The sequence below is a fragment of the Kosakonia sp. SOY2 genome (genome assembly GCF_027109175.1).
GTDB lineage: Bacteria > Pseudomonadota > Gammaproteobacteria > Enterobacterales > Enterobacteriaceae > Kosakonia.
The window spans coordinates 675,290-689,864 of sequence record NZ_JAPVXH010000002.1 but is presented as its reverse complement, the minus strand read 5'-3'; the positions used below and the strand labels follow the sequence as shown (position 1 = coordinate 689,864).

General features: G+C 54.2%; 18 protein-coding genes. 5 read left to right on the top strand and 13 right to left on the bottom strand.

Annotated elements, in window-relative coordinates; genetic code table 11:
- Nucleotides 1-36 precede the first annotated feature (36 nt).
- The 13 genes from fliR to fliF all read right to left on the bottom strand — a co-directional run bounded on the left by fliR (nt 37) and on the right by fliF (nt 10,801).
- Entirely contained in the window at nt 37-816 is a 780-nt protein-coding gene (fliR, locus tag O3S68_RS16265) for a flagellar biosynthetic protein FliR (protein ID WP_020454823.1), read from the bottom strand.
- Nucleotides 817-818: 2 nt separating this feature from the next.
- Nucleotides 819-1,088, bottom strand: coding sequence for a flagellar biosynthesis protein FliQ (gene fliQ / locus O3S68_RS16260; protein WP_044489457.1), 270 nt, complete (start codon nt 1,086-1,088; stop codon nt 819-821).
- A 10-nt stretch (nt 1,089-1,098) separates the two neighbouring features.
- Nucleotides 1,099-1,860 (bottom strand): flagellar type III secretion system pore protein FliP, encoded by a 762-nt coding sequence (gene fliP, locus O3S68_RS16255; RefSeq protein WP_020454825.1) that lies wholly within the window; start codon nt 1,858-1,860, stop codon nt 1,099-1,101.
- Nucleotides 1,857-2,261: a flagellar biosynthetic protein FliO gene (gene fliO / locus O3S68_RS16250; protein ID WP_269231944.1), complete on the bottom strand. Its 405-nt coding sequence runs from the start codon at nt 2,259-2,261 to the stop codon at nt 1,857-1,859. The genes fliP and fliO overlap by 4 nt, the downstream gene beginning before the upstream one ends.
- A complete protein-coding gene (gene fliN, locus O3S68_RS16245; RefSeq protein WP_020454827.1) occupies nt 2,261-2,662 on the bottom strand; it encodes a flagellar motor switch protein FliN in 402 nt (133 codons plus the stop codon). Before fliN ends, fliO begins: the two co-directional genes overlap by 1 nt.
- 7 nt (nt 2,663-2,669) lie before the next feature.
- Nucleotides 2,670-3,674, bottom strand: a complete 1,005-nt coding sequence (gene fliM, locus O3S68_RS16240) for a flagellar motor switch protein FliM (RefSeq protein ID WP_269231943.1) — start codon at nt 3,672-3,674, stop codon at nt 2,670-2,672.
- A 5-nt stretch (nt 3,675-3,679) separates the two neighbouring features.
- Nucleotides 3,680-4,183 carry a flagellar basal body-associated protein FliL gene (gene fliL, locus O3S68_RS16235; protein ID WP_269231942.1) on the bottom strand — a complete coding sequence of 168 codons (504 nt, stop codon included), beginning with the start codon at nt 4,181-4,183 and terminating at the stop codon, nt 3,680-3,682.
- 153 nt (nt 4,184-4,336) lie between these two features.
- Complete coding sequence (locus O3S68_RS16230; RefSeq protein ID WP_269231941.1) at nt 4,337-5,596, bottom strand: flagellar hook-length control protein FliK; 1,260 nt, start codon at nt 5,594-5,596, stop codon at nt 4,337-4,339.
- Nucleotide 5,597: 1 nt separating this feature from the next.
- Nucleotides 5,598-6,041, bottom strand: coding sequence for a flagellar export protein FliJ (gene fliJ, locus O3S68_RS16225; protein WP_020454831.1), 444 nt, complete (start codon nt 6,039-6,041; stop codon nt 5,598-5,600).
- 15 nt (nt 6,042-6,056) lie between these two features.
- On the bottom strand, nt 6,057-7,424 hold the full coding sequence (gene fliI / locus O3S68_RS16220; protein WP_269231940.1) for a flagellar protein export ATPase FliI: 1,368 nt from the start codon (nt 7,422-7,424) through the stop codon (nt 6,057-6,059).
- Nucleotides 7,421-8,134 (bottom strand): flagellar assembly protein FliH, encoded by a 714-nt coding sequence (locus O3S68_RS16215; protein WP_044489458.1) that lies wholly within the window; start codon nt 8,132-8,134, stop codon nt 7,421-7,423. Before O3S68_RS16215 ends, fliI begins: the two co-directional genes overlap by 4 nt.
- Nucleotides 8,121-9,107, bottom strand: coding sequence for a flagellar motor switch protein FliG (gene fliG, locus O3S68_RS16210; protein ID WP_020454834.1), 987 nt, complete (start codon nt 9,105-9,107; stop codon nt 8,121-8,123). The genes O3S68_RS16215 and fliG overlap by 14 nt, the downstream gene beginning before the upstream one ends.
- On the bottom strand, nt 9,104-10,801 hold the full coding sequence (gene fliF, locus O3S68_RS16205) for a flagellar basal-body MS-ring/collar protein FliF (protein WP_269231939.1): 1,698 nt from the start codon (nt 10,799-10,801) through the stop codon (nt 9,104-9,106). Before fliF ends, fliG begins: the two co-directional genes overlap by 4 nt.
- Nucleotides 10,802-11,042: 241 nt before the next feature.
- Here fliF and fliE point away from each other — a divergent pair, with 241 nt between their 5' ends.
- From fliE to cheZ, 5 genes are all read left to right on the top strand, one after another.
- Nucleotides 11,043-11,378, top strand: a complete 336-nt coding sequence (gene fliE, locus O3S68_RS16200; protein WP_020454836.1) for a flagellar hook-basal body complex protein FliE — start codon at nt 11,043-11,045, stop codon at nt 11,376-11,378.
- Nucleotides 11,379-11,580: 202 nt separating this feature from the next.
- Complete coding sequence (locus O3S68_RS16195; protein ID WP_071925218.1) at nt 11,581-12,417, top strand: CheR family methyltransferase; 837 nt, start codon at nt 11,581-11,583, stop codon at nt 12,415-12,417.
- A 5-nt stretch (nt 12,418-12,422) separates the two neighbouring features.
- Nucleotides 12,423-13,469, top strand: a complete 1,047-nt coding sequence (locus O3S68_RS16190) for a protein-glutamate methylesterase/protein-glutamine glutaminase (protein ID WP_044489461.1) — start codon at nt 12,423-12,425, stop codon at nt 13,467-13,469.
- A 41-nt stretch (nt 13,470-13,510) separates the two neighbouring features.
- Nucleotides 13,511-13,900, top strand: coding sequence for a chemotaxis response regulator CheY (cheY, locus tag O3S68_RS16185; RefSeq protein ID WP_020454839.1), 390 nt, complete (start codon nt 13,511-13,513; stop codon nt 13,898-13,900).
- A gap of 3 nt (nt 13,901-13,903) precedes the next feature.
- The gene (cheZ, locus tag O3S68_RS16180) at nt 13,904-14,563 is read left to right on the top strand and encodes a protein phosphatase CheZ (RefSeq protein ID WP_269231938.1); all 660 of its coding nucleotides are present in this window, start codon (nt 13,904-13,906) and stop codon (nt 14,561-14,563) included.
- Nucleotides 14,564-14,575: the final 12 nt, after the last annotated feature.

Below are 14,575 nucleotides of genomic sequence, written 5' to 3'. Positions count from 1 at the left end.
GACGAATCACGATGATTAAAAACGTCCCTTCTGGCGTTATTTGAATCCCGTCAGGATCACAAACAGATGGTCAAAAATGCCCGCCATCATGTTTTCAAAGAAGGGTGCAAGCGTGTACATCACCAGCGACATGGCTACCATGCCGACAGTTAAAGAAAGCGGAAAACCGACCACAAAAATCGAAAGCTGCGGTGTCAGGCGGTTGAGCAACCCCATTGTCAGGTTGAGGCACAGCAATAAGGTGATAACCGGCAGGCCAAGCATTAAGCCGTAGCGAAAGATCAGGCTGCCTGCTTTGACCATCGCCATAAACCCTTCATGACCGAGCGGCGCGGCGCTAATCGGGAAAGCCTGAAAGCTATTCGCCACCACTTCGAGCATATAAAGATGGCCATTGAAGGTCAGAAACAGCAGCGTGACAAAAAGGTTCAGCAGCCGCGAAACGACCGGCATACTCGGGCCGCCGCTGGGGTCATAAACCATGGCGAAGGAGAGGCCCATCTGCATACCGATAATCTCACCGGCGTGGCGCACCGCCACGAAAATCAGCTGAACCGCAAGCCCGATGGCAATGCCGATAATCAGCTGCTGGCAGCAGGCCCAGAAACCGTCGAGCGAGGCGATCGCGATGTTGCTCTGCGGCAGTTGCGGAGCGACAAGAAAAGCAGTGATCAACGCCAGCGCGACTTTCAACCGCGCGCTTAGCTGTTTTTCACTGAAGATCGGTGCCGCGCCGAACAGGGCGAGCATGCGCAGGCACGGCCAGAAATACTGGTTCACCTGGTCATAAAGCGTAACCAGCGAGAGCGTAAGCATCGTTAACGAATGATATAGGGCAGGCTACTGTACAGACCACGCATGTAGTCAACCAGCGTTGACAACATCCACGGCCCGCAGGCGATCAGCACCACCACGATGGTGAGGATCTTCGGAATGAATGAGAGGGTCATTTCATTGATCTGCGTCGATGCCTGCAAAATACTGACAATCAAACCCGCGGCCAGCGCGGCTAACAATAACGGTGTGGCAATAAACAGCCCGACTTTCGTCGCCTGGAAGCCAAGCGACATGACACTTTCAGGGGTCATCTTCTTCTCTCTAACTAAAAAAGCTCTGCGCCAGGGAGCCGATAACCAGCTGCCAGCCATCCACCAGTACAAACAGCATCAGCTTAAAAGGCAGGGAAATCGTTGCCGGAGGCACCATCATCATCCCCAGCGCCATCAGCACACTTGCCACTACCAGGTCGATAATCAAAAAAGGAATAAACATCGTAAAGCCGATCTGGAAACCGGTTTTCAGTTCGCTGGTCACAAACGCAGGAACCAGAATGCTCATCGGCACATCGTCGGCCGTATTAAACTGCTCCGCTTTGGCGATGCGGGAAAAGAGCGCCAGATCCCCTTCGCGGGTCTGTTTAAGCATGAAGGCGCGCAAGGGTTGCGACCCTTTTTGCAACGCGACTTCCATAGAAATCTTGTCCTGCGAGAGCGGCACCCACGCTTCGTCGTAAACCCGGTTCAACACCGGTGACATCACGAAAAACGTGAGAAACAGCGCCAGTCCCAGCAGCACCTGGTTAGGTGGTGTACTGGCGGTGCCAAGGGCGTTTCGCAGCAGCCCGAGCACAATCACAATGCGGGTAAAACCCGTCATCATCAGCAATATCGCGGGCAAAAACGTCAGCGATGTCATCAAAACCAGCGTTTGTACCGGCAGTGACCAGCTCTCGCCATTCGCCGAATGGCTAAGCATGATGTCGGTACTGGCCGCCCAGCTCAGACCGGCGGGGAAGAAAATCCCGGCAAGCGTGATCCCAAAGCCAAACAGTCCCGGCAGCAGGCGCGTGTTGCGTTTCATTTTTTGCCCTCACCTTTATGCCGGGTAATGCAATTCACTAACGCCGCCTGAAAACTGGCAGCAAACGGCGCGACCTGAACCGGCTCAGCGTCCGCTTTTTTCTCCATCGTCATCAGGTTAGTAATGTTTTCCTGCGTCACGCCCAGCAGCAGCCACTTGTCATCCACTTCGACAACCACCAGACGCTGTCTCGCGCCGAGGGACTGGGTGTGTTTTACCGACATAATGTTATTTCCCTTTACCATTCGTGAAGCGACGCCAGTGCGACGGCAGATCCAGGCCACCGCCACAATCAGCAACAGCACCAGCGCCAGCGCGCCGACGACATTGCCAATAGAGACCGGAGCCACGGCAGGCCCGCCAGCAACGGGCTGAACAGTATTAAGCGTTGGGGTATTCATTATCTGCTCAGGCGGTGCATACGCTCTGAAGGCGTAATAATATCGGTAATACGAATGCCGAATTTATCCGAAACGACCACCACTTCACCTTGGGCGATTAAGTAACCGTTAATTAAAATATCCAGCGGCTCACCGGCTAACCCGTCCAGGGAAACAATGGCGCCTGGGCTAAGTCTTAATAACTCTTTGATCGTCATTTTTGTGCGCCCCAGTTCGACGGTCATTTTGACCGGAATATCGAGCACCAAATTTAAATCTTCAGAAAAATTAACCATCACATCGTCTTTCGCCGCAGCATGCAACTCGGCGTTATTGTCGTTCAATTGTTCGCTCATCGCGTCGCCCCAAAGGTCGTTAAGCGAGGATTTATTTGACCCCGATTCAAGTTCCATATCACTCATTCGTTGGTCACTCCTTCTTTAAGGCTAATAATGTAGAATTCATCAAATTTTCCACCTGAATGGCATACTGATTATTGGCGCAGCCATATTTACCCGACATCACTGGCACATCGTTAACAAACCCGCCAATCTCTTCAGGTTTTTCCAATGGAATAATATCGTCAGGTTTCAGGCTCATAATTCTGGACAAGCGGGTAGAAATCTCAGCGAATTTCACCACCAGTTCCAGTTCGGTATCACGCATTTGCGAAGCGAGCGCGCTGCGCCACTGGTTATTTTCGTGCTGCGAGTTTTCCAGCGGCGGGTTAGTCAACAACTCGCGAACCGGTTCGATAATGCTGAACGGAATACAAATTTGTAATTCACCGCTATGCGAACCAATATCCACCTGAAACGGTGTGGTCACCACAATATCATTCGGTGACGACGTGATATTGGTAAACTTCACCTGCAATTCAGAACGGACAAATTCTGTTTTGATCTTATAAATAGATGTCCAGGCATAATCATATGCTTCGCGCGCCATCGACAACATACGCTGGATAATGCGCTGTTCTGTAGGCGTAAATTCGCGTCCATCGGCTTTTGTCGGGAAACGCCCGTCACCGCCAAAAAGGTTATCCACCGCGGTAAACACCAGGTTGGGCGAAAAGACGAACAGCGCCGTGCCGCGCAGCGGATGCATGTTAATCAGATTCAGACTCGTCATCACCGGCAAGTTGCGGGCAAACTCATGGTACGGCTGAATTTTAATGTTTCCGGCGGTGACGTCCGGGCTACGACGCAAAATGTTAAACAAGCCGATACGAAACTGTCGCGCAAAACGTTCATTAATAATCTCCAGAGAATATAAACGTTCGCGAATAACCCGACGCTGGGTATTAGGATCATAAGGTTTAATATTATCTTCTGCTGACGACAGCGCCGTTTCCGCACTAATTTTCTCTTCGCCGCCGGAGCCGCCATTCAAAAGATTATCGATCTCGTCCTGTGATAAAATGCTGTCCGACATAATAGTTACCGTAAAATGAATGCATTAAACAGGACGTTTGTCACCATCGGTTGAGGCTGGCCAGCAAGCGATGCGTTAACCGCGTCTTTTGTTTTTAATGCCAACGTTTCTTTCGCCTTGTCATCGACTAATTCAGCCGCTGTTTGTTGGGAAAAAAGCACTAACAAATTACTGCGAACTTCAGGAAGATGTTTTTCCAGCATCGCTTTCGCTGCGGTATCGTTAACTTTTAACGTCAGGCCAATATACAGAATGCGATCGTTTTCCTGAGCATCTGGTTTCAGACTGACAGTAAAGGTATCCAGATCCAAATAAACCGGCTCTGCCTGCTCAACTTCTTCGGCAGGTTTTTTACCATCGCTCCCATTAGCAACTTGCGTTTTAAGTTTGTTAATTTCCATATAGGCATAAGCGCCACCAGCGCACATACCAACAAGAATTAACAAAATGAGTAACGCCAACAGCGGGCTTTTTTTCCCACTCTGGGCGGCTTGTTTCTTCTTCGGCATTTGATGAATAACTCTGTAATTAAAAATAAATCAGGAATCATACTTAAGGCAGATAACCTGCTGGATGCGATTATTTTAATACAGCACCCATGCAGGACAATTCCTTGATAAACTGAAATTACTGTCAGCACCTTGCCATTTAGCGTATTCGTATTAAGCGAACGTATTGATTCCACGGGAATAGTGCATGACCCGGGAGAGGACAGGACGTTCTTCTTCTCGCGAAATTGCCGCTTCACCTTGTTCTGGATCAGACTTTCCTTGCCCGGAAGTATTGCCCGATGTCATCTCCCCCGCCGAGGAGGAGGTTTCTGCGCCCACGCTGCTCTGTCCGAGCGAAATGCCGGACTCTTCCAGCATGGTGCGCAGGTTCGGTATCGCCGATTCCAGCGCTGAACGCACCTGATGGCTCTCAGAGACGAAATGAACCTGGGCCTGATCGTTATTCACGCGCAGGCTGATTTGCAACGCGCCTAAGTCCTCAGGATGCAGGCGCAGTTCCGCATGGTGAACGCCATTACGGGTGAACACCGCAATTTGCTGCCCCAGCGATTGCTGCCACGCAGGCGTGCCAACCTCCGCCTGTAAGGTGCCGGTCGCCATCGCCGGAGAGGCTAATGCTGCCGTTGTTGACGGTGCGCTAACGGGTGCGGCGTGAGAAATCACGCTCAGTTGCGGTAGCGGTTCACCCGCTTTCACCGCATGCAACGCCGTGGCGAAACTTTCGCTGGCCGGTGCGGCCTGGGTTTGCCCATTGCCGCTAAGCTGCGCGGTGTCCGTTGCCGGCAAAGGGGAGTCGCTGCCTTCAACGTTTTTCTGCGCAAGCGGTGTCGCCGTGTGAAGCGCTGTGGTTATCCCCTGCCCTTTGCCGGTCGCGGGTCCGCGCTCCGGGGCGGCGGTCACTGGCGTCTGCACGTTCTCAGCGGGAGCGGCGGCGAAAGTCGCCTGCGCTAACGGGTCAGCGGGCTGAACCTCAGTCGCCACTTCGCCCGGTGTAAGAGCGTTTACCGGGGCTGCGGTTGCAGCAAGTGCAGGTTCAGTCGCGTTCTGCGGTAACGTCGCCAGATCCGCCAGTGCCGGTTGCGCGGTCTGTTCGCCCTGGGCAAGCAGCGCATCCGCGGTGGTCACCTCCGCTGGCAACGCGATTGTCTGCGCCACTTGCGCCAGCGGATCGATAGCCAGCGTCGCAGGCTGCGCCGGACGGGCGTCGCCTGACGGCTCCTCTTTTTTATCCGCAGGTTTTTTAGTGCCTTCCTGCGCAGGCGCTGTTTTGTCGGTTTTTGCGGGTTGTTCTGCCGCCAGCTTTTTTTTCAGCGCGGAAGAAAACTCGCCCTCTTCCTGCGCGGATGAGGTGGATGCCGTCTGGCGTCCGCTATCGCTCGCGGGAGTAGGGGTAGAAGGTCTGATAATCATCTTAAATATTCCTTTGGCTGGCGCGACGGGCAAACTCATCCATCAGCTTTTGTTCCAGCCGGTTCTCTTTTAACAATCGCTGGGCTTCAGCACGGTTTTTCAGCGCTTCAAAAGCATTCAGCCGCTGCTTATCTTTTTTCCAGGCGTCCTGCACGTTATCCACGGCAAACTGGCTGGCGGAAACCCGCCTGACCTGTTGCTCAACCACCCCATCCAGAGAGGTTAAAAATCGCTGCTGTGTCTGTAGCGCCATAATTGAAACGCGGCTTTGCGTCAGCGTTGTTTGCATTTGCTGGCGGTATTCTTGCGAGTACGTGCGCAACTGCTCCAGCCGGGAAGTCTCCTGGACATGCGCCTGACGAGCGCTACCGAGCCGTACCGTCGTGTCATTGAGCTTCTTTTCCGCCAGTTCACGCAGTACATCCATTGGGTTATGGCTGGCCATTACGCACTATCCGCATTAGTTCGCCCCGGCATCCGGAAACAGCGCGGAAAGCTCCGCGCAGGAGGTCGGATAATCACAGGATTCATGAATTCCCTGGTGGAGATAACGCTCCATGCTGGGGTACAGGCTAATCGCCTGATCCAGCAACGGATCGCTGCCCGCCGCATACGCGCCTACGCTCACCAGATCGCGGTTACGCTGGTAAGAGGAGAGCATCTGTTTAAAACGCTGCACTTTTTTGTAATGCGCCGGTTCGATAAGCTCGGTCATCGCACGGCTTATCGAGGCTTCGATATCAATCGCCGGGTAGTGTCCCGATTCCGCCAGCCTGCGCGAGAGCACAATATGACCGTCGAGGATCGCACGCGCCGAGTCGGCAATCGGATCCTGTTGATCATCCCCTTCCGTCAACACGGTATAAAACGCGGTGATCGAACCGCCGCCTTTGGTGCCGTTACCGGCACGTTCCACCAGCGCAGGCAGCTTGGCGAAAACCGAAGGCGGATAGCCTTTGGTCGCGGGCGGTTCACCGATGGCGAGCGCAATTTCACGTTGCGCCATCGCGTAACGGGTTAAGGAGTCCATAATCAGCAGCACATCAAGGCCGCGATCGCGAAAATCTTCGGCGATACGCGTGCAGTAGACCGCGCCCTGCATACGCAGAATCGGCGATACATCCGCCGGTGCGGCGATAACGACTGAACGTTTAAGCCCCTCTTTACCAAGAATGTTCTCGATAAAATCCTTCACCTCACGGCCACGCTCGCCAATCAACCCGACGACGATGACATCCGCTTTGGTGAAACGCGCCATCATGCCCAGCAGTACGCTTTTACCGACGCCGGAACCGGCGAACAGCCCCATACGCTGGCCGCGGCCAACGGTCAGTAAGCCATTGATCGCGCGAACACCCACGTCGAGCACGTTTTTGATGGGATCGCGCTGCAGCGGGTTAAACGGCGCGGTAAACAGCGGCCCGCGATCGGTCGAACCCGGCGGCGGCAGGCCATCGAGCGGACGCGCGCTGGCATCCAGCACGCGCCCCAGCAATTCCGGTCCCAGCGGCAGCAGTTTGCCTTTAACGTTGTTACCAAAGGCATACACTCTGGCGCCAGGCAGTACGCCTTCGACGTTTTCCAGCGGCATCAAATAGAGGGTTTCGGCATTGAACCCCACCACTTCGCTCTCTACGCGCTGAATGCCCGTTTCGGTCTCGCGTTCGACAATGCACAGCGTGCCGATCGGCAATTTCAGACCGACCGCTTCCATCACCAGACCGGTCGCGCGCGTCAGCCGACCATAGCGGCGAAACGGCGGCAGTTCCGCCATTTTGTGCTCGCGCAGGTCAATGCCATCAAGCCACTTTTTTAGCCGGGCGGTCATAACGCGAAGCCCTCACGACTCAGATTACACAGCTCGTTCCAGCGGGTTTCCGTGGTTGCGTCCAGCTCGCCACCGTCGGTGGTTAACCGACAACCGCCCGGCAGCATTTGCGCATCGGTACGCAATTCCCAGCCACGGGCTTCCAGCACCGAGCCCAGCATCTCCTGCACAGCGGCAGACTCTTCGGCGCTGACCCACAGCTGCACATTGCCTTGCTGCAACGTGTCTTCATGCAGCAGTTGCTGAATGCGTGTCATCAGCCAGGCGTTGGTCGAGGTTGACACCACGCTTTCGCCCAACAAACTGCGCGCCGCCATCAGGGCGACCTGCACCAGACGCGCAGGCATCACGCTGTCGAGGCTATCGAGCGTTATCCTGACGTTATCAAACAGTTGGGCGAACTCATCGGTCTGCTTCTGCTGTTGCTGACGGTATTCCGCCGCGCCCTGCGCTGCGCCCTCTTCCCGGCCTTGCGCAAAACCCTCTTCGTAGCCCTGTTTTTTTCCTGCTTCCAGCCCCTGCGCCTGCCCCTGGGCAAAGCCTTTTTGTTCGGCCTGTTTGCGCAGACGCGACAACTCTACCTGCATCGCCGCTTCCGTCGCCGGATCGCCTGCCGGTACAGCCTCGCGCAACTCGCTCTCCTGACCGAATGACTCCTGAAGGAGATTTTCTGGCTGCCAGGACTTCCACTGGTGCTTAGACGTAGACATCGTCGCCTCCACCCAACACGATTTCGCCAGTTTCTGCCAGACGACGGACAATCAACAGGATCGCTTTTTGCTCGTTTTCGACTTGCGACATACGAACCGGGCCACGGGAATTCAGATCGTCACGCATAATATCGGCCTGACGTTTGGACATATTGCGGAAGAACTTATCGCGCAACGCGTCGTCCACGCCTTTGAGTGCCACCAGCAGCGATTCGTTATCCACTTCCTGCAAAATACGCTGGATGCTGCGGTCTTCCATTTCGACAAGGTTTTCGAACAGGAACATCTCGTCGATGATCTTCTGCGCCAGCTCCTGGTCGTATTCGCGCACCGCTTCGATAGCCGCGTCTTCCTGGTGGGATTTCATCATGTTGAGGATCTCCGCCGCCGGACGTACACCGCCCATCTTGTTGCGCTTGATGTTCTGACCGTGCAGCAAGTTGTTCAGCACTTCGGTCAGTTCCTGCAACGCCACCGGCTGCACGCCGCCGAAGGTGGCGATACGCAGCATGATGTCGTTACGTTCGCGCTCATCGAATTTCGCCAGCAGATCGGCTGCCTGGCTGCGTTTCAGATGCACAAGGATGGTAGCGATAATCTGCGGGTGCTCATCGCGGATGAGGTCAAAGACCATCTGCGGTTCCATAAAGTTGAGCGTCTCAATACCGTTACGCTCATCGTTGGCATCCAGCAGATCTTCCAGCAGCGAATTCGCCCGCTCTTCACCCAACGCTTTCACCAGCGCACTGCGCAGGTATTCGTTGGTATTCACATCCAGCACGGCAAACTCACCCGAATCACGGCGGAACTCTTTCATCACCGTGCCCAGCTGATCGTGGGTATAACTGCCGATGTGGACCATGGCGCTACTGATTAACGTAACTTCATGGGTATTCAAGTGTTTAAACACTTCGGCTGCACGCTCGTCACCGAGCGTCAGCATGACTATGGCGCTTTTCTGGGCGGCGTTCATGACGACTTCTGTTCCTTATTCAACCATTGACGAAGAACCAGCGCGATAACCTGCGGCTCCTGATCGGCCATTTCACGCAGCTGCTGCGCGCCTTGTTCCGCCTCAACACGCTGCTGTGCTTTCGCCATTTCCGCGCTCTGACGCTTACGGATTTGCTCTTCCAGCTCGGCCTGGCGGGCCTCTTTTTCCATTTCCATACGCTGTAACAGCATCTCCTGGTGGCGCGTCCAGAACGGCTGTACCGCTTTACGCCACAGGATCCAGGCGATCAGCACTACAAACAGATAACGGGCGCCAGACATCATCAGTTTGATGACTTCAGGCTGTTTCCACAGCGGAACCGGCGGTTCGTCGGCCTCAGTGCTGAACGGGGTGTTCACGACATTCAGCGTATCGCCGCGTTTGTCGGAGTAGCCCATCACCTCTTTCACCAGCGCGTTGATCTGGTCGAGCTTATCTTTGCTGAGCGCGGCGGTTTTACCGTCTGCGCCAGCCACATAGTTCACCACCACCGCAACAGAGAGGCGTTCCACCGTACCGGTGCTGCGCTTGATATGCGTGAGCGTTTTGTCCACTTCATAGTTGGTGGTTTCATCGCTCTGCTTGTTGTATGGCGTCGCCGGTGTGGCAGGCGTCGCGGTTACATTCGCATTGGCGTTGGCATTGGTCGCGCCTTGCCCATTGGCTTGCTGCGCTGCCGGTTGCTCAATCGGCGCCGAAACCGGTGCAGGCGGCTGGTTGCTTAACGCACCAGGTACGCCACCTACCGCACTCTTACCGCCCTGCTCGGCATTGCTGCTCTGGCGGCTGCGGATCGCCATATCTTCCGGGCGGCTGTTGGGCTGGTACTGCTCGGCCGTTTGTTCGTGCTGCGTGAAGTCAACCTGCGCGGTCACCTGCGTTCTGACGTTTTGCGCGCCGACAATCGGTGCCAGGATGGCCTGAATGCGATTCTGGTATTCCGCTTCAATTTTGCGCGTATATTTCAGCTGCGTGGTCTGCGTCGCCTGCTCGCCGCTCTGCGTCATCAGGTGTCCGCTTTGATCGACAATCGTCACGCGATCGGCGCTCAGACCCGGCACGGCGCTGGAAATCATGTAAGAAATCGCACTCACCTGCCCGGCATCCAGCGTTCTGCCACTGATCAACGTCAGCGTCACCGACGCGGAAGGTTGTTTCTGATCTTGCAAAAACAGGGACGGCTTCGGCATTGCCAAATGCACACGCGCCGTGCTGACCGGACCAAGCGTTTCGATGGTGCGCGAAAGCTCGCCCTCCAGCGCACGCTGGAAGTTCACTTGTTCGTTAAACTGGCTGATGCCAAATTTTTCCTGATCAAGCAGTTCAAAGCCCACTGCGCCACCTTTCGGCAGCCCCTGCTGGGCCAGCTTGAGACGCACTTCATACACCTGCTCAGCGGGTATCTGAATAGAACCGTCGATCTCCGCAAAGCGGTACGGTATCTGCATCTGTTTCAGTTGCGTGACGATCGCCCCGCCATCCTGCTCGCTAATATTGCTATACAGAACACGGTAGTCAGGTTCTTTAGCCCAGAACAGCAGTGCAATTACGATGGAAATAGCAGCTGCGGCGGCAATGAAAAATATCATCCGGGGATTAAGCCGGATATTATCAAGCAGTGCCTTAATATCGACAATGCCTTTCTTGTTACTGCTTTGGGTCGTGGCAGTCATGCCAATATCCTGTAAAAGTGATCGCCGCAATAAAAATTAAAAAGCATTACGGCTCGCCTCATTTGGTATGAAATAAGTAAATGCAAAGTATTTCCCAGGGGAATTCCTGGTTACGTATTATCTACAAAACAGGCCATTTTCTAAGTGGTAAAAAGGTGAAATTTGTGTCAGCTATTCAGGTTATGTCGTTTTTCGAGCCACATGATAAGCTTACGGCTAATTACTACTAAGGTTGTTTTCTATGTCTATGAATGCAATAGGCGGGGTACTGGATCAGATTCAGTCCCAGGCCAGAAAAGTCTCAGACGCGTCAGCGCTGAACCCCTTTACTTCGAACCGTAATGTCGAGAATAAGTCACAATTCTCTGATATTTTATTTAACAGTATTAACAATATTAGCCAAATGCAGACCACCGCTAAAACCCAGTCACAGGCTTATCTGGCCGGTGTCGAAGGTATTGGCTTAAACGATGTGATGGTTTCAATGCAAAAATCATCGCTGGCATTAAATCTTGGTATTCAGGTACGCAACAAATTAGTAAATGCATATCAAGATATTATGAATATGCCGGTATAACCGCTAAGTATTATCTTAATGCCGATTACCCCGGAAATATGGTTGCTATTTTTCACACCCGAATCATCCTGGATATTTCTTATTAAGATTTAACAGCACACACGTATTTATCGGGTGATGAGTGACTCATCATTTGCGAATACGTGTGTGCGCAATAAACCAGTGAATTACCGTCAACATTATTATTGATTGTCAGAAAAATATGCGTTCCATGACTCCGCACGCTCCACAAGCACCCATCGTGCTGACCGAGAGTGAAATAGAAAAAATCAGCAAATTGATATACCAGCGCGCCGGTATTGTCCTTACCGCGCAAAAACGCGACATGGTTTATAACCGTCTCTCCCGTCGTCTGCGGGAGCTGAATTTAAAAAGTTTTGAGGATTACACCGATCGGCTGGTGGCAAATCCAGGCAGTGACGAGTGGCAGGTATTTGTGAATGCCCTGACCACCAACCTGACCTCTTTTTTCCGCGAGGCGTATCACTTCCCGACGCTGGCCCGGCATGCCCAGTCCAGAAACGGCAGCTACAACGTCTGGTGCGCGGCGGCTTCGACCGGCGAAGAGCCGTGGTCAATCGCCATGACGCTGGAAGAGACGCTGGGGCGCAGCATTACCGGCCCGCGCGTGCTGGCCACCGATATTGATACCGATGTACTGGAGAAAGCCAGCCTCGGGGTTTACCGGTTAAGTGATATCGACAACCTGACCGAACAGCAAAAACGCACCTGGTTTTTGCGCGGGACGGGCGAGCATCAAAACAGAGTGAAAATCAAAAGCGAACTTCGCAGCACCGTACAGTTTCGCCAGCTCAATCTGATTGATGCGCAGTGGGATATTCCCGCGCCTTTCGATGCCATTTTTTGCCGTAACGTGATGATTTATTTCGATCAGAACACCCAGGAGAAGCTGCTGCAGCGCTTCGCGAAAATACTGAAACCCGGCGGGCTGCTGTTTGTTGGCCACTCGGAACATTTTCAAAATTTAACCAGCCCGTTTCGTCTGCTCGGGCAGTCTGTCTATCGCCTTGGAGATTAATGTAAATGAGAAAAATCAAGGTGTTATGCATTGATGATTCGTCACTGATCCGCAAAATCATGACGCACATCGTTAACGAGCAGCCGGATATGGAAATGGTCGCCACGGCGCTGGACCCGATTGTCGCGCGCGATCTGATTAAACAACACAACCCGGATGTGCTGACGCTGGACGTGGAAATGCCGCGTATGGACGGGCTGGAGTTTCTGGAAAGGCTGATGCGCCTGCGCCCGATGCCGGTGGTGATGTTGTCATCTCTCACCAGCAAAGGCTCCGATATTACGCTCAGCGCGCTGGAGCTTGGCGCGGTGGACTTTATCACCAAACCGCAGATGGGCTTAAAAGAAGGCATGGCGCAATACAGCGACATGATTGCCGACAAAATCCGCATGGCGGCGAAAGCGCGTATCCGGCGCAGCGAAACGAAAGTGGCACCACCCCGCGTGATGAGAGCGCCGCTGGTGGGCAGCGAAAAGATTATCGCCATTGGCTCTTCCACGGGTGGCACCGAAGCGCTGCGCCACTTGTTGCAACCGCTGCCGGCGACAAGCCCGGCCATTGTTATCGCCCAGCATATGCCGCCTGGTTTTACCCGCTCCTTTGCCAACCGGCTGGACCATCTGTGCCAGATGTCGGTGAAAGAGGCGGAACACGGCGAGCGCGTACTGCCTGGTCACGTCTACATTGCGCCCGGTGCTTTTCATATGGAGCTGACGCGCAGCGGGGCGAACTATCACGTCGCGCTGAGTGATGATTTGCCGGTTAACCGCCACCGCCCCTCGGTGGACGCGCTGTTCCATTCCGTCGCGCGAAGCGCCGGGAAAAACGCCATCGGCGTCATTTTGACAGGGATGGGCAGCGACGGTGCCGCCGGGCTGCTGGCCATGCGCCAGGCAGGAGCGTGGACCATCGCGCAGAGTGAACGCACTTGCGTGGTCTTCGGCATGCCGCGCGAAGCGATTGCGCACAACGCCGCCTGTGAAACCGTCGATCTGGAACAAATTGGTCAGCACATCCTTCAGCGTTCTGCCGGTCAGGCGCGCAGGATTTAATTTTTCACCTACTTCGTTCTCTCTTATTCAGGAAAAAAAGAATGGCAGACAAAAACTTACGCTTTCTCGTTGTTGACGATTTCGCCACCATGCGCCGCATCGTTCGCAATCTGTTGAAAGACCTTGGCTTTAACCGTGTTGAAGAAGCCGAAGATGGCCTGGACGCGCTGAACAAACTGCGTGCAGACGCGTTCGATTTCGTTATCAGCGACTGGAACATGCCGAACATGGATGGCTTACAGCTGCTGACGGAAATCCGCGCCGACGCGAATTTAAACAAAATGCCCGTGCTGATGGTTACCGCAGAGGCCAAGAAAGAGAACATCATCGCGGCCGCGCAGGCGGGTGCCAGCGGTTATGTGGTGAAACCTTTCACCGCCGCAACGCTGGAAGAAAAGCTCAACAAAATCTTTGAAAAAATCGGGTGGTAACCGATGAGCGGCTTAGAAAATACGCAGCCAGAAGACGACTTTAAAAGCATCTTCTCCCGTGTCGGACAACTGACACGACTGCTGCGCGACAGCCTGGTCGACTTAGGTCTGGACCGCACCATTGTTGAAGCGGCAGAGGCGATCCCCGATACGCGTGAACGCCTGAACTACGTGATAGCGAAAACGGCGCAGGCGGCTGAACGCGTACTGACCTGTGTGGAAGAAGCGCGCCCGCAGCAGGAGGCAATTAGCGCGCAGGCGGAAGATCTCTCCGCCCGCTGGGATGCCTGGTTCGCCGATCCGGTGGAATTGCCGGTCGCCAAAGAGCTGGTCACGGATACCCGCCAGTTCCTCGTTCAGGCGCCGATGATGTCCCGCCAGACCAACGAGCATCTGATGGAAATCATGATGGCGCAGGATTTTCAGGATCTTACCGGCCAGGTGATCCGCCGCATGATGCTGCTTATCGAAATGGTCGAGAAAGAGCTGATTCAGGTGCTGCTGGCTTACGTGCCGGAATCACTCCAGCAGGAGAAAGAGGCGGAAGCGGAAGCAAAAACAGCCGCCATGCTGGTCAATGGCCCGCAAATTGACAGCAGCAAAGCGGGTGTTATGGCGTCGCAAGATCAGGTCGACGACCTGCTCGATAGTCTGGGGTTCTAACGGTGCGCGGTT

Coding starts and splice junctions, on each gene's coding strand:
- O3S68_RS16215 (WP_044489458.1), bottom strand. CDS start 8,134: ATGTCTACGTCTAAGCACCAGTGGAAGTCCTGGCAGCCAGAAAATCTC.
- fliN (WP_020454827.1), bottom strand. CDS start 2,662: ATGAGTGATATGGAACTTGAATCGGGGTCAAATAAATCCTCGCTTAAC.
- cheY (WP_020454839.1), top strand. CDS start 13,511: ATGGCAGACAAAAACTTACGCTTTCTCGTTGTTGACGATTTCGCCACC.
- fliM (WP_269231943.1), bottom strand. CDS start 3,674: ATGTCGGACAGCATTTTATCACAGGACGAGATCGATAATCTTTTGAAT.
- cheZ (WP_269231938.1), top strand. CDS start 13,904: ATGAGCGGCTTAGAAAATACGCAGCCAGAAGACGACTTTAAAAGCATC.
- O3S68_RS16195 (WP_071925218.1), top strand. CDS start 11,581: ATGCGTTCCATGACTCCGCACGCTCCACAAGCACCCATCGTGCTGACC.
- fliP (WP_020454825.1), bottom strand. CDS start 1,860: ATGAAACGCAACACGCGCCTGCTGCCGGGACTGTTTGGCTTTGGGATC.
- fliE (WP_020454836.1), top strand. CDS start 11,043: ATGTCTATGAATGCAATAGGCGGGGTACTGGATCAGATTCAGTCCCAG.
- fliO (WP_269231944.1), bottom strand. CDS start 2,261: ATGAATACCCCAACGCTTAATACTGTTCAGCCCGTTGCTGGCGGGCCT.
- O3S68_RS16190 (WP_044489461.1), top strand. CDS start 12,423: ATGAGAAAAATCAAGGTGTTATGCATTGATGATTCGTCACTGATCCGC.
- fliQ (WP_044489457.1), bottom strand. CDS start 1,088: ATGACCCCTGAAAGTGTCATGTCGCTTGGCTTCCAGGCGACGAAAGTC.
- fliG (WP_020454834.1), bottom strand. CDS start 9,107: ATGAACGCCGCCCAGAAAAGCGCCATAGTCATGCTGACGCTCGGTGAC.
- O3S68_RS16230 (WP_269231941.1), bottom strand. CDS start 5,596: ATGATTATCAGACCTTCTACCCCTACTCCCGCGAGCGATAGCGGACGC.
- fliI (WP_269231940.1), bottom strand. CDS start 7,424: ATGACCGCCCGGCTAAAAAAGTGGCTTGATGGCATTGACCTGCGCGAG.
- fliL (WP_269231942.1), bottom strand. CDS start 4,183: ATGCCGAAGAAGAAACAAGCCGCCCAGAGTGGGAAAAAAAGCCCGCTG.
- fliF (WP_269231939.1), bottom strand. CDS start 10,801: ATGACTGCCACGACCCAAAGCAGTAACAAGAAAGGCATTGTCGATATT.
- fliR (WP_020454823.1), bottom strand. CDS start 816: ATGCTTACGCTCTCGCTGGTTACGCTTTATGACCAGGTGAACCAGTAT.
- fliJ (WP_020454831.1), bottom strand. CDS start 6,041: ATGGCCAGCCATAACCCAATGGATGTACTGCGTGAACTGGCGGAAAAG.